We start from the raw sequence: 20,380 nt of genomic DNA, 5'->3' as shown, positions 1-20,380 counted from the left end.
TCACGATTCGGTATCGCCGGTTGTGGGCGGTCTTGACGTCCCGCCTGCGGGGAGCGACAGTCGAGCGACATCGTTGAACCGGTTCGCTCGCTCCGGTGATCGCAGGATGCCGTCGGCGTGACGTAAGCCTGCCCATCTCCAGGAAGAAGGCGACTTCGGGGCGATGATGCAAGGGAGCAGTGCAACGCAATCGTCGAACCGGTTCGAACGATCAGGAGGTGAGAGTGGCGACGATCGGAGACGTGGCCCGGGAGGCCGGGGTGAGCCGCAGCACGGCGTCGTACGCGCTGTCGGGCAAGCGGCCCATCTCGGAGGAGGTGCGCCGGCGGGTGCTGGCCGCCGCCGAGGCGCTCGCATACACGCCGAACGCCGGCGCCCGCGCGCTCGCCACCGCCCAGACCAAGGTCCTCGGTCTGCTCGCCCAGTTCCACGAAGACGAGTTCGCGCCCGCGATGTTGCAGTACATCCTGGGCGTCACGAACACCGCCCGCGACCTGGGCTATGACACGCTGCTGGTCACCGAGGCCGACGGGGTGCGGGCGCTGCGGCGCATCACCGACTCCCGGATGGTCGACGGCGTCGTGCTCATGAACATCGCCCAGGACGACGCCAGGCTGCCCATCCTGCGCGCCGCGCCGCAGCCGGGCGCGCTGGTCGGGCTGCCCGGCGACTGCTCGGGGCTCGACGTGTTCGACCTGGACTTCGAGGAGGCCGGGCGGGTGATGGTGGACCACCTTCACCGGCTCGGCCACCGCGAGCTCATCCTGATCTCCCATCCGGAGCACGTGGTCGAGCGGGGCGGCGCGTACGTGTGGCGCCTGCGCGACGCCGCGCTCGACCGCGCCCGTCAGCTCGGCCTCACCCTGCACGCCGTCTACGGCGAGTCCCGGCAACCCGCCGTGGGACGCCTGCTCAACGGCCTGCTCGACGCCTACCCGGCGGCGACGGGCCTGCTGATCAACAACGAGGCGGTCGCGGCGGCGCTGCCCTCGGTCACCTACCAGCGAGGGCAGCGGGTGCCGGAGGACCTGTCGGTCATCGGCCGCTACTCCGCCGACTTCGCCGCGACCTTCTCCCTGCCCTACTCGTTCATCGAGAGCGCACCCGACCGCCTCGGCTCCATGGCCGTGCGCCAGCTCGTGCGCCGCGTGGAGTCCACGGCGGCCAGGAAGGAGCCGTTCGTGGTGCGCTTCATCTCGCCCGAACTGGCCGATCGGGGCAGCACCGCTCCCCCGAGGCCGCACTCCCGCTAGCACCGCCCCCTGACCCCCCACACGTACCGCACGCTCGCAATGGGAGCGTTAACATTGGAGCAATCGATGAACCGTCCGTCGGTGTCCACGAGGGCGGCGGTCTTCGGAACCGCCGTCCTGGCCCTGGCCGCCTGTGCCTCCACGCCGCCACAGAGCGGCGCCTCCTCCGCCACCGCCGCCGCCGCGAGCGGCGCGTACACCTGGTGGGACCCGTACCCGCAGCACGACGCGAACTCCGCCTGGGCCAAGCGGGTCGACACCTGCGGCCGGCAGGCGGGCGTCACCATCCAGCGCACCGCCTACGACACGACCGCCCTCACCAACCAGGCGCTCCTGGCCGGTCAGGAAGGCAACGCGCCCGACGTCATCCTCCTGGACAACCCGGCCGTCTCGACGCTGGCCGACGCCGGGATGCTCACCGCGATGGCCGACTTCGGCCTCGACACCTCCAGGTTCGACAAGAACCTCATCGCCGCCGGCGAACTGGACGGCAAGACGTACGGCATCCCCATCGGCGCGAACACCCTCGCCCTCTACTACAACAAGAAGATCCTGGACGAGGCGGGCGTCGACCCGGCCACGATCAAGGACTGGGCCTCGTTCGACGCGGCGCTGAAGAAGGTCAAGGCGGCGGGCAAGAAGCCGATCACCTTCGCCGCCATCGGCACGGAGGAGGGCTCCTTCCAGTTCCTGCCGTGGTTCTGGGGCGCCGGCGCGCAGCTCACCCAGCTCGACTCGCCCCAGGCCGTCGAGGCGCTGACGTTGTGGACCTCGTGGGTCAAGGACGGCATCGCCCCCAACTCGGTCATCAGCAACTCGCAGAACACCACCTGGGAGGAGTTCCTGACCGGCGAGTTCGCCTTCGCCGAGAACGGCACCTGGCAGATCAACAGCGCCGCGAAGGCGGACTTCCCGACCGGCGTCGTGCAGATCCCCGGCAAGGACGGCGGCGTCGCCCCCACGCCCACGGGCGGCGAGTTCATCACCGTCCCCGTGCAGAAGGACACCGCCAGGTACGCCGTCACCAAGAAGGTCCTCGAATGCATGACGACGCCCGAGGGCCTGGTGGAGACCGGAACCACGTTCGCGTACTACATCCCCTCGACGGCCGCCGGCCAGGAGGCCATCCTCGCCAAGGAGGCCACGCTCAAGCCGTGGGTGGAGGCCGTGCGCAGCGCCAAGGGCCGGACCAGTGACAACCTCGGCACCGACTACCCGAAGATCTCCGAGGCGCTGTGGACCGGCGTGCAGAAGTCACTGAGCGGCTCGGCGAGCCCCGCCGACGCGCTCAAGGAGGCGCAGGCGCAGGCGAAGCAGGCCACCGGGAACTGATCCCATGACGTCACTTCGCACCGGGACGGTCGCGGCGAGGGGAGCCGTGCGGGCAGCTCCCCCGCGCGGGCGGGCACACGGGCGGGCACAGCGGTGGACGGCCGCCGCCTTCCTCGCCCCGCTCGTCGTCTACCTGCTCCTCTTCTACGCCTATCCGCTCTACCGCAACATCGAGCTGAGCGTGCACGACTACACGCCGCGCGCCTTCATCCAGGGCGACCCGGAGTTCACCGGCCTGGAGAACTACGTCAGGATCCTCTCCGACGACGCGTTCCTGAGCGCGCTCGGCAACACGGCGCTGTTCACGCTGGGCTCCATCGCCGCCCAGTACGCCATCGGGCTGGCGCTCGCGGTCTTCTTCCACCGCAACTTCCGCCTCTCGGCGGCGCTGCGCGCGATGTTCCTCGTGCCGTGGCTGCTGCCGCTGATCGTGTCCGCGTCCACCTGGTCGTGGATGCTCAACAGCGAGAACGGCATCGTCAACGCGGCGCTGCGGGCCTTCGGCATCGGGCAGATCAACTGGCTGACCTCCCCGGACACCTCGCTGCTGGCGGTCACCATCGCCAACATCTGGCTCGGCGTCCCGTTCAACCTGGTGATCCTGTACGCCGGGCTGCAGAACATCCCCGCCGACCTGTACGAGGCGGCCGGGCTGGACGGGGCCGGGGCATGGCAGCGGTTCCGCCGCATCACGTTCCCGCTGCTGCGGCCGGTGTCGATGATCACGCTGCTGCTCGGGCTGATCTACACGCTCAAGGTCGTGGACATCATCTGGATCATGACCAGGGGCGGCCCCGCGGACGCCTCCACGACGCTGGCCATCTGGTCGTACCGCGAGGCGTTCGGCACCGGCCAGCCCGACTTCTCCCCGGCGGCGGCCGTCGGCAACCTGCTCATCCTCATCGCCTTCGCCGCCGGGCTCGCCCACGTGCGCCTGCAGGAGGAGACGGCATGAGAGCGTGGAGAACCGTCGTGGGCGTCGTCCTGGTGGGCGTGATGCTCTTTCCCGTCTACTGGATGTTCAACGTCTCGCTCACCAAGACCAGTGACATGCGGGCCGACCCGCCCCACTGGTTCCCGTGGGACCCCACGTTCGAGGGGTACGCCGCCGCGTTCGGCCAGCAGCTGCCCGCCCTGGCCACCAGCCTCTTCATCGGCCTCGGCACGGTCGCGCTCACGCTCGCGGTGTCCCTGCCCGCCGGGTTCGCCCTGGCCAAGCTGCGCCCGCGCGGCGGGCGGACGATCGACTTCCTGCTGCTGGTCGCGCAGATGATCCCCGGCGTCGTCATGGCCATGGGCTTCTACGCGATCTACATCAGGCTGGGGCTGCTCAACACCGTACCCGGCCTGATCGTGGCCGACTCGACGCTGGCCGTGCCGTTCGGGGTGCTGCTGTTCAGGGCGTTCATGGCGGGCATTCCCGCCGAGGTCATGGCGGCGGCGCAGATCGACGGGGCGAGCACCTGGCGGACGTTCGTGTCGATCGTGCTGCCGCTCAGCCGCAACTCGGTGATCACCGTGTCGCTCTTCGCCTTCCTGTGGGCGTGGTCGGACTTCATCTTCGCCTCGACGCTCAACCGCAACAGCGACGTCATCCCGATCACGCTCGGCATCTTCCGCTACATCGGCAACAACACCACGCAATGGAACTCGATCATGGCGACCGCCGTGATCGCGTCGCTTCCCGCGGCCTTCCTTCTCGTCCTCGCGCAGCGCTACATCGCCGCCGGGGTCACCGCGGGCGCCGTGAAGGACTGAAAGAAAGGGTTTTCACCATATGACCAGCCCCGTGCTGCCGTCACACGGCCGGGCACGCCCCCTCGGGCTCGCGCAGGTCACGCTCACCGGCGGGTTCTGGGGCGAGCGGCAGGCCGTGAACGCCACGGCGACGCTCGCCCACTGCGAAGCGTGGATGGAGCGCCTCGGCTGGCTGGCCAACTTCGACCGGGTCGCCGACGGGACCACCGGGCCCGGCCGTCCCGGCTGGTCGTTCTCCGACTCGGAGGTCTACAAGCTGCTGGAGGCCCTGGCCTGGGAGAGCGCCAGGACCGGCGACCCGGAGGCGGAGGCGGCGATCAAGCGGCTCACCGCCCGCGTCGCCCGCGCCCAGGACCCGGACGGGTACCTCAACACCTGCTTCGGCCACGGTGACCAGCCGCCGCGCTACAGCGACCTGGAGATGGGCCACGAGCTGTACAACACCGGGCATCTGCTCCAGGCCGCCGTCGCCCGGCTGCGCACCCGCGGCGAGGACGACCTGGTACGGATCGCGCGGCGGGCCGCCGACCACGTGTGCCGTGCCTTCGGCCCCGGCGGCATCGACGGGATCTGCGGCCATCCGGAGATCGAGGTCGGCCTGGCCGAGTTCGGCCGCGCCCTGGGAGACGAGCGCTACGTCGAGCAGGCCCGCCTGTTCCTCGACCGCCGCGGTCACGGCAGGCTGAGGGACATCCCGCTGGGGCGGGCGTACTTCCAGGACGACGTCCCGATCAGGCAGGCGGAGGTGTGGCGCGGCCACGCCGTCCGCGCGCTCTACCTGGCCGCCGCGGCGGTCGACGTCGCGGTCGAGCGCGGCGACGACGAGCTGCTGCGCGCCGTGGAACGCCAGTGGGAGCACTCGGTCGCCCGCCGCACCTACATCACCGGCGGCATGGGCTCGCGCCACCAGGACGAAGGCTTCGGCGAGGACTGGGAGCTGCCTCCCGACCGGGCCTACTGCGAGACCTGCGCCGGAGTCGCCTCCATCATGGTCTCCTGGCGGCTGCACCTCGCCACCGGCGACGTACGCTACACCGACCTCATCGAGCGCACGCTCTACAACGTCGTCGCGACCTCCCCGAGCGCCGACGGCCGGGCCTTCTTCTACGCCAACCCCCTCCACCAGCGGGTTCCCGGCAGGCCGGCCGATCCTGACGAGGTGAGCCCGCGCGCCGAAGGGGGTGTGCGGGCCGCCTGGTTCGACGTCTCCTGCTGCCCGACGAACGTCGCCCGCACCCTGGCCGGCCTGCACGGTTACCTCGCCACCAGCGACGACGACGGCCTGCGGATCCACCAGTACGCGCCCTGCGAGATCCGCGCCGAACTGCCGGACGGGCGGCCGGTGTCCGTGGACGTCGAGACCGCCTATCCCGAGAGCGGGACCGTCCGCGTCAGGATCGCGGCCGACGCCGGCACGCCCTGGACGCTCACCCTGCGCGTCCCCGCCTGGGCCGCGGGAGCCACTCTGACCGAGGGCGGCCGGGCCCGCCCGGCCGAGCCCGGCCTGGTGAGCGTGCGACGGGCCTTCCGCGCCGGCGACGAGATCGTCCTCGACCTGCCCATGGAGCCCCGCTTCACCTGGCCCGACCCGCGCATCGACGCCGTACGGGGGTGCGTGGCGGTGGAACGCGGGCCCGAGGTGCTGTGTCTGGAGTCCCGCGACCTGCCCGATCCCGGCGGGCTCGACTCCCTGGTCGTCGATCCCCGTGCCGTTCCCCGGGCCGTTCCCGGTGGCGCGGTGGTCCGTGGCCGGGTGCTCGACCTCGCCGCCAGGCCCTGGCCCTATCCCCCGGGCCCGGCCGGGCCCGCCCCCGGCGAGTGGTTCGACGTACGGCTGGCGCCCTACCACGGGTGGGCGCGGCGCGGGCCGTCGAGCATGCGCCTCTTCCTGCCCGTCTCCTCTGCTCAGCCCCCCACACAAGGAGAGTGACGTCCATGTCCCGCACCCGAGTGCTCGCCTTAGCCCTGGTCACCACGGCCGCCACCGTGGTGGCCGGCCTGGTGACCGGCACACCCCCGGCCGCGGCGGCCGGGGCGACGCTGACCGTCAACGTCGCCCAGCCCTTCCGCCCGGTCACCCACGCCGCCTCCGGCGGCCTCTACGGCCTCGCGGAGAACTCCCGCCCGGCCGACTCCACCCTCCTGCCGATCAAGGTCAACTCGCTCACCCAGCCCGCCCCCGGCGTCGGCCAGCGGCCCAACGGCCAGCCGCCGGGCGGCGACTCGCTGCTGATCGCCCCGCAGGCCGACCGCGTCGGCGCCGGCCAGTACATCCGCATGCCCGACATCTACCCCGACTTCCCCTACCGCTGGGTGAGCTGGAACGACTGGCTGGCCAAGGTCGACACCATGGTCAGGGCCCGGCTGGCGGCCACCACCGTCACGAACGTCCTCGGCTGGGAGCTCTGGAACGAGCCCGACTACACCTGGAACACCGCCGCCGCCGGCAACTTCAACGACGGCTGGGTCCGTACGCACCAGGCGGTCCGCGCGCTCGACCCGCTCACGCCGATCGTCGGCCCCAGCACGGCGACGTACAACCGGTCGTGGATGCAGGCGTTCCTGACCCGCGCCCGCGACACCGGCACGCTGCCCGACATCATCTGCTGGCACGAACTGAGCAACCCCGACCGGATCGCCGCCGACATCGCCGACTACCGCAACCTGGAGTCCTCGCTCGGCATCAGCCCGCGCCGCATCTCCATCAACGAGTACGCCGCCCCCGCCGAAGTGGACGTCCCCGGCCGGATCGCCAGCTACGTGGCCAAACTCGAACGCGGCGGCGTCGAGTCCGCGCACCGCGCCTTCTGGTACGAGTACGGCACCATGAACGGCCTCGTCGTCAACAACAACCAGCCGACCGGCACCTGGTGGCTGTACAAGTGGTACGGCGACATGGCCGGCTCCATGGTCACCACGACCACGAACTCGACCTCCCTGGACGGCTTCGCCGCCTACGACGCCACCCGCAGGATCGTCAACGTCGTCTTCGGCAACGAGGCGGGCACCAACACCGTCAACCTCACCGGCCTCGGCGCGCTCGGCTCCAGCGTCCGCGTCACCCTGCTGTCCACCCCGTCCAGCGGCCGTTTCACCGCCGTGACCGCGCCCGCCACGGTCTCCACCACGACCCGTACGGTCAGCAACGGGCAGCTCAGCGTGTCCGTGCCGAACATGGTCGCCACCAGCGCCTACCAGCTCCTCGTCGAGCCGGTCTCCGGCGTCCCGGCGTACCAGCAGCGCTACGAGGCCGAGAACGCCTCGGTGTTCCGCGCCCAGCGGCTGACCTCCTCCAGCGCGTCGGGCGGCGGATACGTCGGCCGCATCGACAACTCCGGCACCCCGCGCACCGACAGCTACGTCGACTTCGTCGTCAACGTGCCGGCCGCCCGCGCGTACACGATGACCATCGGCTACGCGAACGCCACCGGCGCCACCGCCACCCAGGGCCTGGCCTACAACGGCGGCGCCTGGACCACCGTCAGCTACCCGCCGACCGCCGCGTGGGGCCAGTTCGGCGCCACGGTCAGCACCACGGTGAACCTGCGGGCGGGCTACAACGTCATCCGCCTGGCCAAGGGGTCGCCGCACTTCGCGGGCGGCACCGGCTACGCCGAGCTGGACTACATCCACCTCACCTGACCCGAAAGGACCTCGGCTCCATGACCGTCGCCGCCTCAGGCCCGGTGTTCTCCCTGTGGGAGATCCCGTTCAGCTACCACGGATCGTGGTTCGGCTTCTCGCCCGTGGTGGCGGAAGGGACCTACGCGGAGGAGGTGCATCTGGTCTCGCACCAGACCGGCATGCACGCGGTCATGAAGCTGATGCCCGAGACCGCCGCCGCCATCACGGCCACCCCCCATCGGCTCACCTGGCGAGACGGTGAGCGCCTGATCGAGCTCGCCTACGAGAGCGTGGACACGGTGCGGGTGCGCGGCCGCGGCGCCGTGCTGCGCGTGCTGGCCGCGGACCCGGTCCTGACGCCGTTCAGCGGCCCGTACTTCTACCAGGACCCCGTGGACGGCTCGTACGTCTTCACCCTCTACCAGACCGGCCGCCGCTACCGGATCACCCTGCTCGGCGGGCGGGCCGAGCACCTGGGCGCGCAGGTGCTCGGCGCCGCCGAGCGGGGAATCCGCCTGAGCGGCGACTGGGAGATCGCCATCGAGGAGTACGAGACCGCCCGCGCCCCCTACACCGCCAAGGACCCCTTCGACCAGGTGGTCAAGGCGGCACGGGCGGAGTTCGACGCGTTCGCGCAGGCGGTCGCGCCGTGGCGCGGCGACCGGACGCCCGCCGCCGAACTGGCCGCCTACGTGTTGTGGTCGGCGACCGTGCGCCCCGCCGGGTTCGTCACCCGCCCGGCGGTGCTGATGTCGAAGCACTGGATGGACAAGGTGTGGAGCTGGGACCACTGCTTCAACGCCATCGCCGTCGCCGGGGGTCTGCCCGGCCTGGCCTGGGACCAGTACCGCCTCCCCTTCGACCACCAGGATGCCTCCGGCGCGCTCCCCGACTCCGTCACCCACTCCGAGATCCTCTACAACTTCGTCAAACCCCCCATCCACGGCTGGGCCCTGCGGCACCTTCCCGCGGCGCCGGACGTCTACCCGCTGCTGGAACGCTGGACCACCTTCTGGCTCACCGCCCGCCGCGTCCCCGGTCACGAGCTGCCGCACTACCAGCACGGCAACGACAGCGGCTGGGACAACGCCACCACCTTCGACCCCGAACGCGTCGTGCAGAGCGCCGACCTGGCCGCCTTCCTCATCCTCCAGCTGCGCGAACTGGCCCGCCTGGCCCCCGGCCCGGACGCCTCCGCCCGGTGGAGCGCGCAGGCCGACCGGATGCGCGACGCGCTGCTCGCCGAGCTGTGGGACGGCGAACGGTTCGTCGCCCGTGGCGTGCTGTCGGGACGTACCTGGTCCAGCTCCAGCCTGCTCGACCTCATGCCGATCGTGCTGGGAGAGGAGCTGCCGCGTCCCGTCCGCGCGGCGCTGGCCGCCGCGATCGAGCGGCACCTGACCGCGTACGGGCTGGCGACCGAGCTGCCGGACTCGCCGCACTACCTGGACGACGGCTACTGGCGCGGCCCCATCTGGGCGCCCTCGACCGTACTGATCGAGGACGGGCTGCGCCGCGCCGGATACCCGGACCTGGCCGACGAGATCAGCGCCCGCTTCCGCGCGCTGTGCGAGCGGTCGGGGTTCGCCGAGAACTTCGACGCCCGCACCGGCCAGGGCCTGCGCGATCGCGCCTACACGTGGACGGCCGCCGCCTACCTCCACCTGGCCGCCGCCCACGAGAGGCGAACCGCGTCCTCACCTCATGCGTGATGCGGGGGTCCGGCGACGCCTGACGCGGTGAAGTAGGCGGCGCTGCCGGCGTCCGCCGGGTAGTACGACTCGATCGAGACCTCGTCCAGGGTGATGTCCATCGGGGTGCCGAACGTGGTCGTCGTCGAGAACAGCCGCAGCTCCCGCCCGCCGAAGCGGAAGATCATCGGGATGGCGATCTCGGAGTCGACCGGCTGACTCGCGTCCCCCGCGTGCGGGGCCAGGAACTCCTCGTAGAGCGCGGTGAGCCCGGGATCGGGAGCCGTGGCGAGCTGCCGCGCGATCCGGGTACGCAGCAGCGCACGCACCTGCGCCAGGTTGACGAGGTGCGGGGCCAGCCCGCGCGGGTCCAGCCCGATCCGCACCATGTTGACCGGCGGGGCCAGCAGGTCGGGGGCGACGCCGGCGAGGAACGGGTCGATGGCGCGATTGCTCATCACGATGTTCCACCGGCGATCGACGGCCAGCGCCGGATACGGCTCGTGCGCGCGCAGCACCCGTTCGATCGCGCCCCAGGCCGCCGCCAGCGCCTCCTCGTCGAGAGGCCGCTCGGCGTAGCGGGGCGCGAAACCGGCGGCCAGCAGCAGCCGGTTGCGCTCGCGCAACGGCACGTCGAGCTGCTCGGCCAAGCGCACGATCATCTCGGCGCTCGGGCGGGACTTGCCGGTCTCCACCAGGCTGACGTGACGAGCCGACACGTCGGCGGCGATCGCGAGATCCAGCTGGCTGAGGCACCGGCGATGCCGCCACTGCCGCAGCAACTCCCCCACCGTGTCCATGGGTCACGATGCTACTCATCAACGGACCGAACGCCATGAAATGCGATTTCATCGACAAATATCCCGGCGCTGGAAACACTGCTGCCCGTGACCACACAGAACGTGACCCATGACAACAAGAGCCGCGACAACAAGAGCCACGACAACAAGAGCATCGTCCAGCAAGCGCTGACCGCCCTGGTCGCCACCGGCGACGTCGACGCGCTCGCGCCGTTGCTGAGCGACGACTTCCTCCACCACCGCCCGGACGCGACCTCCCAGACGAAGCTGGAATGGCTGGCCGCCGTGAGCGCCGCGCTCGTCCCGACCGCCGGGATGCAGGTCGAGATCCAGCACGTGCTGGCCGACGGCGACCACGTCGTGATGCATTCGCGGCGCCGGCTGCCCGGCGGCGGGCCGGAGATCACGGTCGTCGACGTCTGGCGGCTCGACGACGGCCTGATCGCCGAGGCATGGGAGATCATCGAGCCGGCGTCCCAGGCGGCCGCCAACCTCACATGGTGGGAGATTCGCTGACCAGTGGGGCCCTGCGACCCCGGTCGCAGACCGGTCGCAGGAGGTCATACCGAGGTCGCGCACAACTTTCCGCATCGGGGCCGATGTCCGGCTGAGGTCACTCCGGCACGGTGATCACCATGACTGTGACCGTATTCTTCGGCCTGTCCCTCGCCGAGCTCTTCGCCTTGGCGGCCGCCGTCGTGCTGGTGCTGGCCCGCTGGCTGCCGCCCGGCGCGCGCCGGCCCTCGACGTGGGCCGGCGCGGCGGCCCTCGCGGTGTCCGCGATCGTGCTGGCCGTGCTCGGAATCCGCTGGCAACTCGTACCCGTCCTCGCGGGCGGGGCCATCGCGCTGACGTTCGCCGCTCCCTCCCTGCTGAGGCGGCGTGCCGGGCGGCCCGCGCGGCGGGCTCGGTGGTGGCAGGCCCTGCCGGCGTCGGCGGCATGTCTGGCGCTGATTCTCGCGGGCGCGGCGGCGGCGTGGGCGTTGCCCCGGCCCGTGTTCCCCGAGCCATCGGGCGCCTACGCCGCCGGCACCACCGTCGTGCAGTGGACCGACCCCGGCCGAGCGGAAACCGCCACGTCCCGGACCGATGACAAGCGGACGGTCGTCGTCCAGCTCTGGTACCCCACGCAGCGCGACCCTGCCGCCCGGCGGGCGTGGTACCTGGGCCGTACCGCGCAGGAGGCACGGCTCGTCGCCCGCGGCGAGGCCGACTACCTTGGCCTTCCGCGCTTCGTTCTCGACGAGGCGGCACGCGCCCACACGCGCTCCGTGCCCGATGCCCCAGTGGCCGCCGGAGGCGGCCGGTTCCCCGTGGTGCTGTTCTCGCCCGGGCTCGGCGGCGTGCGCACCCAAAGCACCGCCTGGGCCGAGGAACTGGCCGGCCGCGGCTACGTCGTGGCGGCCCTCGACCACCCGTACGACTCGGCCGTCGTCACCCTCACGGACGGCCGGACGATCCGCACCCGTGTCGCGTCCACCGGCGACCAGGCGGAGGACGACAGGCGCGCGGCCGGCTGGACAGCGGTCAGGGCCGCCGACCTCAGCTTCGTCCTCACCCAGCTCGGCCGCCTGGACCGGGGTGAGATCCCGGGCCTGCTGACCGGGCGGCTCGACATCCACCGGGCCGCGGCGACCGGCCACTCCCTCGGGGGCGCCGCCGCCCTGCAGGCGGCCCGCCAGGACCCCCGGTTCGCAGCCGTCATCGACATCGACGGCTTCCCGCGAGACCCCGCACCGCAACCGTTCGACCAGCCCGTGCTCGCGCTCACCCACGACGTGAAGCCGGGCGAGGAGCCGGACTACATCCCTCGCCTCACGCGGGTGCTCCAGCTCAGCACCGCGACGGGTTACCGGCTCACCGTCCCCGGTTCGGCACACCTCACCTTCACCGACGCTCCGCTCTTCCTGCCGCCGCTGCCCACGCTCGTCGGCTCCCTCGGCCGGACCGCCGGGCCACGCATCACCGCGGAGGCCACCGCCGCCTTCCTCGACGCCGCACTCCGCGGCGCATCCGGCGACCTGGCCGCGGCCCTGTCCAGGTACGGCCATCTGACCGTCCTGTGAGCGGCCACGTTCCGGGGGTCTAGCGGGCGGTCTGGTCCCGATGCAGGTCCCGCCCCGTCTCGGGCGGGAAAGTCTGGCAGCAGCGCAGCCCGCCAGGCGATGGCGTGAACACCGCGGTGAGCCACCGGTCCACAGCGGTGAGCACCTCGATCTGCGCCACCACCGAGTAGGCGATCTCGCCGCTGACCGTCTCCCCCGCCGAGACCAGCGCCCGCATCCCGGTGGTGCTCATCGGGATCTCGCGCGCGTCGGTCAGCCGCAAGCGCCACCCCGCGGTGCTCGTGCCCATGCCGAAGGCGGAAAGGCTCACCAGCGTCCTGGTCAGCTCCGTGCGGCGCGAGCTGGCCCGTTCGGCCTCCACGCCGGGAGAGAGCGGGCCCACGGGCAGCTCCAGCGTCGCGCGCAGCGCGCCGGACCGTTCGGTGACGACTGTCTCCTGCTCCTGGATCTCCATCGGCTCCAGCTCACGCAGCACGGCACCGGGCAGGCTCAGCGAGAGCTCCGCGGAGCGGAAGCGGCAGCCCTCATCGGGCAGCAGGGTCAGGTCGAGCTCAAGCGACCACTCGCCGGCGCCCTTCGCGGTCCAGCGCGGCACGCCGAGAGCGATGCGGTTGCGCTTGCGGCGCGCGGTCTGCCATACCTGCTCGGCGGCCCACGAGCGGCGGCCCCGGGTGTCGAGCGGGGCCAGGTCGAAGGTGGCGAACAGCGGTTCCTCTGCGGTCATGGGGCGCCTTCCTTGGCAAGGTCGAGCAAAGGCCAGCCGATCAGTTTGAAGCCCGCCCAGTCGTAGAGCGGGAGACTCTCGCGCGCCCGCGCCTGAGCCGCCGCGAGCGCCGCGGCCACGTCGACGCGGCCGCGCTCGCGGCGCTGCCGCGCCATCTGGCGGTAGAGGTCGAGGATGAGCGCCTGGGTGCGGGTGTCGTCGACCGGCCACAACGTGGCCAGCACGGCCCTGGCCCCCGCCGCCAGCATCCCCCGGCTGAGCCCGAGGAAGTCACTGGGCACCACCTGGCCCAGCCCTGTCTCGCAGGCGCTGAGCACGACCAGGTCGGCGTGCAGCCGCCAGTCGGCCAGGTCGCGCAGGGAGAGGATCTCCTCGCGTACCGGATCCTGCGTGACCCGTAACAACAGGCCGGAGTCGGTGAAGTTCTGGGTGTCGAAGTAACCGTGACAGGCGAAATGCACGACGGCCGCCTCCGCCACGGCCTCGCGTACGTCCTCCTTGCTCAAGTGCCGGCCGGACATGCACCTGCCGCCTTCGAAGGTCAGTGCCACCGCCCTGGCCTCGTCCGGGAAGGCGACGCCCACCGTCACCAGCGGGACGGCGGAGGTGCGGGGCGGGCGGGCCCTGGCCAGGGCGAGGGTGGCGAAGCTGGGCGCGTAGAAGGCGGGAGCCCCTTCGAGCACGGCGTGCAGCGGGAGCCGCTGGAGATCGCCCTCGGCCATGAAGAGCACCTGCTCGCCGGATGCGAGCTCCTCCAGCGCGGGACGCAGCAGGTGCCGCAACGTTCGCGGCCAGGTCTGCGCGCCGTGCCCGCCGTACCCGACCAGTTCCTGGTCGAAGTCGGCGAGGAGCCGGGTCACCTCGGCCAGGCCGAGCGGGCTGTCCACGAAACGGGGAGCCGGGTCGCCGGCGCGAAGGAGACCGAGGACGAGCCGGTCGCCGAGGTGGTCGAGGGAGACGGCGAGAGTGGGGACAGGCAGCTCCCCGAGCAACGCCTTCGCCTGAATCGGTGGGACGTCGTCCGTAAGGCGGGTGGCCAGCAGATCGGCCAGAGCGAGCGCCCGCGACTGGTCAAGAGCCTGCGCGGCGCGGCCGAACTCCTCTTCGTCGAGGTAGTACGCGGCGGCTGCCTTGGTCAGGCCGGCCGCCTCGGCGGCCAGGGACACCCGGTCGCGGTCGGTGCGCAGGCTCCGCCGCAGGCGGGTCCAGCGGGCGGTCAGCGAGCCGAGGTGCTTCTCGACGGAGGAGGCGTCGCGACGGGCCAGGGCCAGACGGAGCAGCTCGCTCTCGGCGTCGGCGGCGAGCGTCTCCTGGCCGATGGATCGGGCGATCTCCAGCGCGGCACGGGCGTCGGCGAGCGCCACCTCCGGCCGGTACGGGCCGAGCAGGCCTGCGCGGTTGAGCAGGGCCCTCGCCTCGTTGTAGCGGTCGCGGCCACGGTGGACCTCGATCGCCTGTCCCATGGCGTGCTCGACGCCGGCGATGTCTCCCTCGTCCAGCAGCCGGAGCGCCCGGTCACTCCAGCTCCAGCCGAGCAGCAGCGGATCCGACGACTGGGCGGCGCCCTCCCGCAGGGCCTGGACGATCCTGGGCGGCAGCTCGTCCGCTGAGCTCAGGTACGTGGCGAGCAGGGTCAGCGTGCGCAGTGCCCACTCCCGCTCACCCAGCAGCTCGAACTCCCCCAGCGCGTCGGCCGCCGTCGCCATCGCCTGAGCGCGGCGGCCGAGCAGGAAGAGCGCCGAGGCCAGGTTCATCTGGTTCGTCGCGAGGCCCAGCGCACGGTCGTAACGTCGCAGCAGGTCGCAGGCGCGCTCGTAGGCCGCTACCGCCTCGTCCAGCCGGTCCGCGTAGCGCAGGACGATCCCGAGCCTGCCGGATATATCGGCGATCTGTAGTTCTTCCCCGAAGCGCTCGGCCACCCGCAGGGCCGCCTCGTAGTGCTCGATCGCCTCGTCATAGCGGCCCGTCCAACGGTAGGCCGTGCCCAGCGCGATCCTGGCGGCCATCTCGTCGTCGGCGTCCGCCCAGTCGCCGCTCGAGGCCAGCTCGATCGCCAGGCGGAGAGGTTCCTCGGCGAGCTCCGGCCGGTTCAGGTCGATGGCGGCCATGCCGACGGTCACCGCGGCCCGCCGCCGCACGCCCGGGGAGCTCATCGTCTCCAGCTCGGCGGTCATGCGGGCCAGGGCCGCCTCCGGGTCCGCCGCCTCCCGCAGAGCGCTCTCGGCAGGGCTCGGCTCCCCCGCCAGATGGGCCTGCAGGCGTACGACACGGCCGTAATGGTGCACGGCCGCGTCGGGATCGACGTCGAGGAGCAGCTCGCTCAAGGACTGCCGGACGGCGAGCTCAAGCTGCGGATCATCGACGCGGATCGCCTCGGCCAGCGCGCGCCGCAGGTCCGCTTCGGCCGGCTCGTGCCGGTCGTGCAGGCGGGCGAGCTGGAGGTGGATGGTGGCGCGTTCCCGCCCCCGGTGAGCGGGCAGCGATGAGAGCAGCTCCGTCAGAATCTCGCGAGCCTCGTCGTTCCTGCCCTGGTCGACGAGGGACAAGGCGCTGTCCCACAGTGCCTCGGACGCCTCGCCGGGCTCGGCCGGCGTGCCGGCGATCCAGGCCAGGAGCTGGTCGAAGTCGGCCGCCGCCCAGCCGGGTGCGGCCATCGCGGCCCCTTCGGCGGCGACCTCACGCGCGAGCTCGGGCTGCCCGCTCGCGCCGAGGCTCACCGCGAGGTTGTAGCGGCTGCGCAGGCGCCTGTCCAGGTCGCCGGAGCGGTCGGCCTCCTCGACATAGCGCTGCAGGGTGGCCACGGCGCGGTGCTCGTGCCCGCGTTCGTGCTGGACGCGGCTGAGCAGGTCCAGGGCGGACAGCAAGGTCTCGCCCGGCTCGGCCTCCTCGGCGACGATGACGGCCGTCCGCTCCGCGGCGATCAGGTCGCCGCTGTCCCGCCAGGCCTCGGCGGTGATCAGCAGGGCGGCCAGCGCGTCGGGGGTCAGCTCGTACGCGCCGAGCGCCGCGGCCACCACCCGGGCGAGCGGGAGCCCAGTCACGGGATCGACGCCGACGAACCGGCGCACCAGGGCGAGCAGCAGATCCGGTACGCCTACCGGAGCTTCCGCCGCCGCGGCGGCCAGTGCCTGCTCCTCGTCCCACTCCTGGGCGTGCAGCCGCTCGGCCGCCTCCAGGAGCCTTCGCCACCCGCTGGAGGTCACCGCCGTGAACAGCTCGCTCCCGTCCTCTCCCACCAGCAGGTCACCCACCGCACGGAGCCTGGCCGAGAGCGAGAAGTCGCCGGCCTCCTGCCTGGCCCTGATCAGCGCGACGACCGGATCCACCAGGTCGGTGCGTACGGAATCGCCGAGAGCGGCCGTCGCGGCGGTCAGCTCGCCGGCGTCAGCCGAGTGCGCCAGGCCCAGGAGCCTGCGGACCGGCTCCGCCAGCTCACCCAGGCCGCTCAGGTCGAGCTCGTCCAGCCAGTGCCGTTCTCTGTGCCGGTCGATCGGATGGTCCTCCAGGTCCTCCCGCCGCATGACCTCCAGATAGCCGGGATCGAGCTCGACGGTCGGGTCGATACGTTTGGCCAGGTGGTAGTGAAGCCGGGCCTCCTCGTCAGCGCCGCGCCGCCGCAGCACGCGGGCCAGGTGAGCGTGCAGGTCGGCCCAGAAGGGCGACTGGTCGTACACGGCGATGGGGTGGTGGCGAGTCTGGTAGGTGACGTCCCGCTCCAGGACGGCGCGTAACTCCAGCTCGGCACGTTCCAGATCCCCCATGCCCTCGTGACAGAGAGCGATCTGGGCGTGGATGCCGCCCGGCGGGTCCTCGTGGACCGCGTGCAGGTGCTCCAGCGCCTCGGCGTAGCGTTCGAGACCCAGCAGCGAGTTGCCGGCCAGAGCCCGGGCGCCGCGGTGGGCCGGGTCCAGCGCGATGGCTCGCCGGGCCCAGTCGAGGCCGGCAGCATGGTCGGCGCGATGTGAGGCGACACAGCCCAGGCTGTAGAGCGCCTCGGCCGAGCCCGGGTCGGCGGTCAGTGCCTGGTGGTATGCGGCTTCGGCCCCATCGAGATCGCCCTGCTCCAGCAGGGCGTCGCCGCGCGAGATGGCCTGACTCGCACTGTCCCCGGCCATGGCGCCTCCCTGCGGGTCGCCTCCCTCGGGTCATCGCCATTGTGGCAAGCCGGCGCGCCGCGGACAACGATGAGCGCGGCTGGGACCGCTCCGGGGCCAGGGCCGGGACCGATCGTCCGGCTTCAGCGGCCGACCATCTTCAGGTGCGCCTCGCCGTACCGATCCCCGGAAACGCCGACGCGCGCGGCCAGAACGTCCAGGTCGGCCCGCTCGTCGGCGGACAGCGCCACCTCGGTGGCGGCGGCGTTCTCCCGCAGGCGGGACAGGCGGCGGGTGCCGGGGATGGGCACGATCCAGGGCTGCTGGGCCAGCAGCCAGGCCAGCGCGAGCTGCCCCGGCGTGACGCCCTTGGCCTCGGCCAGCGCGCGCACGTGATCCACCAGGGCCTGGTTGGCGGGCAGGTGCTCGGCGTCGAAGCGCGGGATCGTCGCCCGGATGTCCCCCTCGCTGAAGGAGGCGTGCGCGTCGACCGTGCCGGTCAGGAACCCCTTGCCCAGCGGGCTGAACGGTACGAAGCCGATCCCCAGCTCGGCGCAGGCGGGCAGCACCTCGGGTTCGGGGTCGCGGGTCCACAACGAGTACTCGGACTGCACCGCGGTGACCGGGTGCACGGCGTGAGCCTTGCGGATGGTGGCGGCCGAGGCCTCGGACAGGCCGAAATGCCGGACCTTGCCCGCCCGTACCAGCTCGCCCACGGCGCCGGCGACGTCCTCGATCGGCACGGCCGGGTCGACGCGGTGCTGGTAGAACAGGTCGATACGGTCGGTGCCGAGGCGCCGCAGCGAGGCGTCGGCGACCTTGCGGATCTGCTCGGGCCGGGAGTTCAGGCCGACTGACCTGCCGCCCTGGATGTCCCAGCCGAACTTGGTGGCGACCTGCACCCGGTCCCGGATCGGGGCGATGGCCTCGCCCACGAGTTCCTCGTTGTGGTACGGGCCGTAGACCTCCGCGGTGTCGAGGAAGGTCACCCCGGCGTCCAGGGCGGAGCGGATCACGCCGATCATGTCGTCGCGGGTGCCCGGATTCGGGCCGTAGCTCTGGGACATGCCCATGCAGCCGAGCCCGACGGCCGACACCTGCAGGTCCTGTCCGAGTGTCCTGGTGTGCATGGTCACCTCTCAGTCGGTGAGGCGGATGTTGCCGAGCCGGCCGGCCACGGCCGGGTCTCGGTGGTCGAGGAACAGCGAGGCGGGGCGGGTCAGCTCGGGTCCGGGGCCGCCGGCTGGACCTCGGCGAGGTCCTGGGTGGCCGCCCAGCTGGCGAGCAGCTTCAGGCCGTCGGCGGTGGGGGTGCCGCGGGCCGCGGTGTAGACGTTCAGATTCAGGCCGGGATCGGACGGCAGCTCCATCGACTCGAAGTCCAGATCGAGCCGGCCGACCACCGGGTGGCGCAGCCGCTTCATGCCGCTGCGGTGGTACTGCACGTCGTGGGAGGCCCAGCGCCGCCGGAACAGCTCGCTGCGCGTCGACAGCTCGCCGACCAGCTCGATCAGCGCCCGGTCCTGCGGGTTGCGGCCGGCCTCCAGGCGGAGCATCGCGGCGGCGTCGTTGGCGATCCGGTCCCAGTCGACGAAGAACTCGCGCGCGGCCTCGTCGAGGTAGAGGAACCGGGTGGTGTTGGCCGGGCGGCGCGGGTCGGCCAGGACGGGCGCGTACAGGGCGCGGGCCAGCCGGTTCATCGCGACGATGTCGTGGCGGCCGTTGCGTACCCAGGCCGGGGCTTCGGTGATGGCGTCCAGCACCTGCTGGACCACCGGCCGCACCCTGGTCGGGGTCGCGCGGCGGCGCCGACCCGGCCCGGCCGCCCTGGCCAGAGCGAACAGGTGCTCACGCTCGGCCTCGTCCAGCTGCAGCGCGCGCGCCAACGCGTCCAGCACGCTGTCGGAGGCGCCGGACAGGTTCCCGCGTTCCAGCCGGACGTAGTAGTCGATGGAGACGCCGGCGAGCATCGCGACCTCTTCACGCCGCAGTCCCTTCACCCGGCGGTTGCCGCCATAGGCGGGCAGTCCCGCCTGCTCGGGAGTGATGCGCGCCCGCCGCGAGCTGAGGAACTCGCGGACCTCGGCACGATGGTCGATCTGGCTCATGACCCCAGGGTAGGCAGCGCGGCAGCGGTGAAGGAGGTAAGGCGAGTACCCGGGACGAGGGTCCCTCCCCCACCCGCCCGGTCCGATGCAGGGTCAAGACCATCTTCCCCTTATTGCGGTATTAGTGTTGTTGCATATAACTTGCAACTACGGCGCACGAGGGGACAGACCGATGGGTCATTACTCACTGCCTGACATGCCCTACGACTACGCAGCCCTGGAACCCGCCATCACCGGCGAGATCCTGGAACTGCACCACGCCAAGCACCACGCCGCCTACGTCAAGGGCGCCAACGACACCCTGGAGAGGCTCGCCGAGGCCCGCGACAAGGGCGAGTTCGGCGGCCTCGTGGGCCTGGAGAAGACCTACGCCTTCAATCTCTCCGGCCACGTGCTGCATACGATCTTCTGGCAGAACCTGTCGCCCGACGGCGGCGACCGCCCTGACGGCGAGCTCGGCGATGCCATCGTCGAGCACTTCGGCTCCTTCGAGGCCTTCCAGAAGCAGCTCACCACGGCGACCACGACCGTGCAGGGCTCCGGGTGGGGCGTGCTGGCCTGGGAACCGCTCGGCCGCCGCCTGGTCGTCGAGCAGGTCTACGACCATCACGGCAACGTCGGCATGAACACCACCCCGCTGCTGGTCTTCGACGCCTGGGAGCACGCCTATTACCTGCAGTACCGCAACGTGCGCCCGGACTACGTGGAAAAGCTGTGGGGCCTGATCAACTGGAACGACGTCATCGCCCGCTACCACGCGGCCAAGGGCGCCTGACCTCATGACTTCGGCGCCCGCCCGCCATCAGCTTGGTCGCCAGGGCGGAGCGGGCGCCGAGATCCACCGCCGCGGCCGCGCTCCGGGGCCGGCGTGCACGGGCGGAAGGGGGTGGAGCTTGTCCCCCCGATAAACCCGACCTCCCAGACGCGAGAC

General features: G+C 71.8%; 15 protein-coding genes. 10 read left to right on the top strand and 5 right to left on the bottom strand.

The features are described 5' to 3' along the window. The first annotated feature begins 224 nt into the window (after nt 1–224). From SMD20_RS44870 to SMD20_RS44840, 7 genes are all read left to right on the top strand, one after another. Nucleotides 225–1,253 (top strand): LacI family DNA-binding transcriptional regulator, encoded by a 1,029-nt coding sequence (locus tag SMD20_RS44870; protein WP_329593484.1) that lies wholly within the window; start codon nt 225–227, stop codon nt 1,251–1,253. Nucleotides 1,254–1,319: 66 nt separating this feature from the next. Then, on the top strand, nt 1,320–2,585 hold the full coding sequence (locus SMD20_RS44865; protein WP_329593482.1) for a sugar ABC transporter substrate-binding protein: 1,266 nt from the start codon (nt 1,320–1,322) through the stop codon (nt 2,583–2,585). A 4-nt stretch (nt 2,586–2,589) separates the two neighbouring features. Continuing rightward, the gene (locus tag SMD20_RS44860; RefSeq protein ID WP_329593480.1) at nt 2,590–3,540 is read left to right on the top strand and encodes a carbohydrate ABC transporter permease; all 951 of its coding nucleotides are present in this window, start codon (nt 2,590–2,592) and stop codon (nt 3,538–3,540) included. Next, entirely contained in the window at nt 3,537–4,343 is an 807-nt protein-coding gene (locus tag SMD20_RS44855; RefSeq protein ID WP_329593478.1) for a carbohydrate ABC transporter permease, read from the top strand. Before SMD20_RS44860 ends, SMD20_RS44855 begins: the two co-directional genes overlap by 4 nt. 19 nt (nt 4,344–4,362) lie before the next feature. Beyond that, on the top strand, nt 4,363–6,273 hold the full coding sequence (locus SMD20_RS44850) for a glycoside hydrolase family 127 protein (RefSeq protein WP_329593476.1): 1,911 nt from the start codon (nt 4,363–4,365) through the stop codon (nt 6,271–6,273). Between the two features lie 5 nt (nt 6,274–6,278). Beyond that, on the top strand, nt 6,279–7,985 hold the full coding sequence (locus tag SMD20_RS44845) for a hypothetical protein (RefSeq protein ID WP_329593474.1): 1,707 nt from the start codon (nt 6,279–6,281) through the stop codon (nt 7,983–7,985). A gap of 20 nt (nt 7,986–8,005) precedes the next feature. Next, nucleotides 8,006–9,679, top strand: a complete 1,674-nt coding sequence (locus SMD20_RS44840) for an amylo-alpha-1,6-glucosidase (RefSeq protein WP_329593473.1) — start codon at nt 8,006–8,008, stop codon at nt 9,677–9,679. On the opposite strand, the gene SMD20_RS44835 is transcribed toward SMD20_RS44840, so the two are convergent. Then, nucleotides 9,670–10,458: a helix-turn-helix domain-containing protein gene (locus SMD20_RS44835; RefSeq protein WP_329593472.1), complete on the bottom strand. Its 789-nt coding sequence runs from the start codon at nt 10,456–10,458 to the stop codon at nt 9,670–9,672. The two genes, SMD20_RS44840 and SMD20_RS44835, sit on opposite strands and share 10 nt — an antisense overlap. 87 nt (nt 10,459–10,545) lie before the next feature. Between SMD20_RS44835 and SMD20_RS44830 the strand changes: the two genes are divergently transcribed. Both SMD20_RS44830 and SMD20_RS44825 read left to right on the top strand, forming a co-directional pair. Then, nucleotides 10,546–10,974: a nuclear transport factor 2 family protein gene (locus tag SMD20_RS44830; protein ID WP_329593470.1), complete on the top strand. Its 429-nt coding sequence runs from the start codon at nt 10,546–10,548 to the stop codon at nt 10,972–10,974. Nucleotides 10,975–11,093: 119 nt separating this feature from the next. Then, nucleotides 11,094–12,524: an alpha/beta hydrolase family protein gene (locus SMD20_RS44825; RefSeq protein ID WP_329593468.1), complete on the top strand. Its 1,431-nt coding sequence runs from the start codon at nt 11,094–11,096 to the stop codon at nt 12,522–12,524. Nucleotides 12,525–12,543: 19 nt separating this feature from the next. Here SMD20_RS44825 and SMD20_RS44820 read toward each other — a convergent pair whose 3' ends face one another. The 4 genes from SMD20_RS44820 to SMD20_RS44805 all read right to left on the bottom strand — a co-directional run bounded on the left by SMD20_RS44820 (nt 12,544) and on the right by SMD20_RS44805 (nt 19,440). Next, on the bottom strand, nt 12,544–13,248 hold the full coding sequence (locus tag SMD20_RS44820) for a hypothetical protein (protein ID WP_329593466.1): 705 nt from the start codon (nt 13,246–13,248) through the stop codon (nt 12,544–12,546). Next, on the bottom strand, nt 13,245–17,363 hold the full coding sequence (locus SMD20_RS44815) for a CHAT domain-containing protein (RefSeq protein WP_329593464.1): 4,119 nt from the start codon (nt 17,361–17,363) through the stop codon (nt 13,245–13,247). The genes SMD20_RS44820 and SMD20_RS44815 overlap by 4 nt, the downstream gene beginning before the upstream one ends. A gap of 122 nt (nt 17,364–17,485) precedes the next feature. Next, nucleotides 17,486–18,472 (bottom strand): aldo/keto reductase, encoded by a 987-nt coding sequence (locus tag SMD20_RS44810; RefSeq protein ID WP_329593462.1) that lies wholly within the window; start codon nt 18,470–18,472, stop codon nt 17,486–17,488. Between the two features lie 89 nt (nt 18,473–18,561). Continuing rightward, nucleotides 18,562–19,440, bottom strand: coding sequence for a helix-turn-helix transcriptional regulator (locus tag SMD20_RS44805; RefSeq protein WP_329594751.1), 879 nt, complete (start codon nt 19,438–19,440; stop codon nt 18,562–18,564). 181 nt (nt 19,441–19,621) lie between these two features. Between SMD20_RS44805 and SMD20_RS44800 the strand changes: the two genes are divergently transcribed. Then, entirely contained in the window at nt 19,622–20,224 is a 603-nt protein-coding gene (locus SMD20_RS44800) for a superoxide dismutase (protein ID WP_329593460.1), read from the top strand. The last annotated feature ends 156 nt before the right edge of the window (nt 20,225–20,380 follow it).

Source organism: Nonomuraea sp. LP-02 (assembly GCF_036289125.1).
Lineage (GTDB): Bacteria > Actinomycetota > Actinomycetes > Streptosporangiales > Streptosporangiaceae > Nonomuraea > Nonomuraea bangladeshensis.
Note: the sequence above shows the minus strand (reverse complement) of the source record. Positions and strands in the feature narration are given on the sequence as shown.

Excerpts from the sequence above, each read along its gene's own strand:
- SMD20_RS44840 (WP_329593473.1), top strand. The coding sequence starts at position 8,006 with ATGACCGTCGCCGCCTCAGGCCCGGTGTTCTCCCTGTGGGAGATCCCG.
- SMD20_RS44815 (WP_329593464.1), bottom strand. The coding sequence starts at position 17,363 with ATGGCCGGGGACAGTGCGAGTCAGGCCATCTCGCGCGGCGACGCCCTG.
- SMD20_RS44860 (WP_329593480.1), top strand. The coding sequence starts at position 2,590 with ATGACGTCACTTCGCACCGGGACGGTCGCGGCGAGGGGAGCCGTGCGG.
- SMD20_RS44845 (WP_329593474.1), top strand. The coding sequence starts at position 6,279 with ATGTCCCGCACCCGAGTGCTCGCCTTAGCCCTGGTCACCACGGCCGCC.
- SMD20_RS44800 (WP_329593460.1), top strand. The coding sequence starts at position 19,622 with ATGGGTCATTACTCACTGCCTGACATGCCCTACGACTACGCAGCCCTG.
- SMD20_RS44850 (WP_329593476.1), top strand. The coding sequence starts at position 4,363 with ATGACCAGCCCCGTGCTGCCGTCACACGGCCGGGCACGCCCCCTCGGG.
- SMD20_RS44825 (WP_329593468.1), top strand. The coding sequence starts at position 11,094 with ATGACTGTGACCGTATTCTTCGGCCTGTCCCTCGCCGAGCTCTTCGCC.
- SMD20_RS44820 (WP_329593466.1), bottom strand. The coding sequence starts at position 13,248 with ATGACCGCAGAGGAACCGCTGTTCGCCACCTTCGACCTGGCCCCGCTC.
- SMD20_RS44865 (WP_329593482.1), top strand. The coding sequence starts at position 1,320 with ATGAACCGTCCGTCGGTGTCCACGAGGGCGGCGGTCTTCGGAACCGCC.
- SMD20_RS44855 (WP_329593478.1), top strand. The coding sequence starts at position 3,537 with ATGAGAGCGTGGAGAACCGTCGTGGGCGTCGTCCTGGTGGGCGTGATG.
- SMD20_RS44810 (WP_329593462.1), bottom strand. The coding sequence starts at position 18,472 with ATGCACACCAGGACACTCGGACAGGACCTGCAGGTGTCGGCCGTCGGG.
- SMD20_RS44835 (WP_329593472.1), bottom strand. The coding sequence starts at position 10,458 with ATGGACACGGTGGGGGAGTTGCTGCGGCAGTGGCGGCATCGCCGGTGC.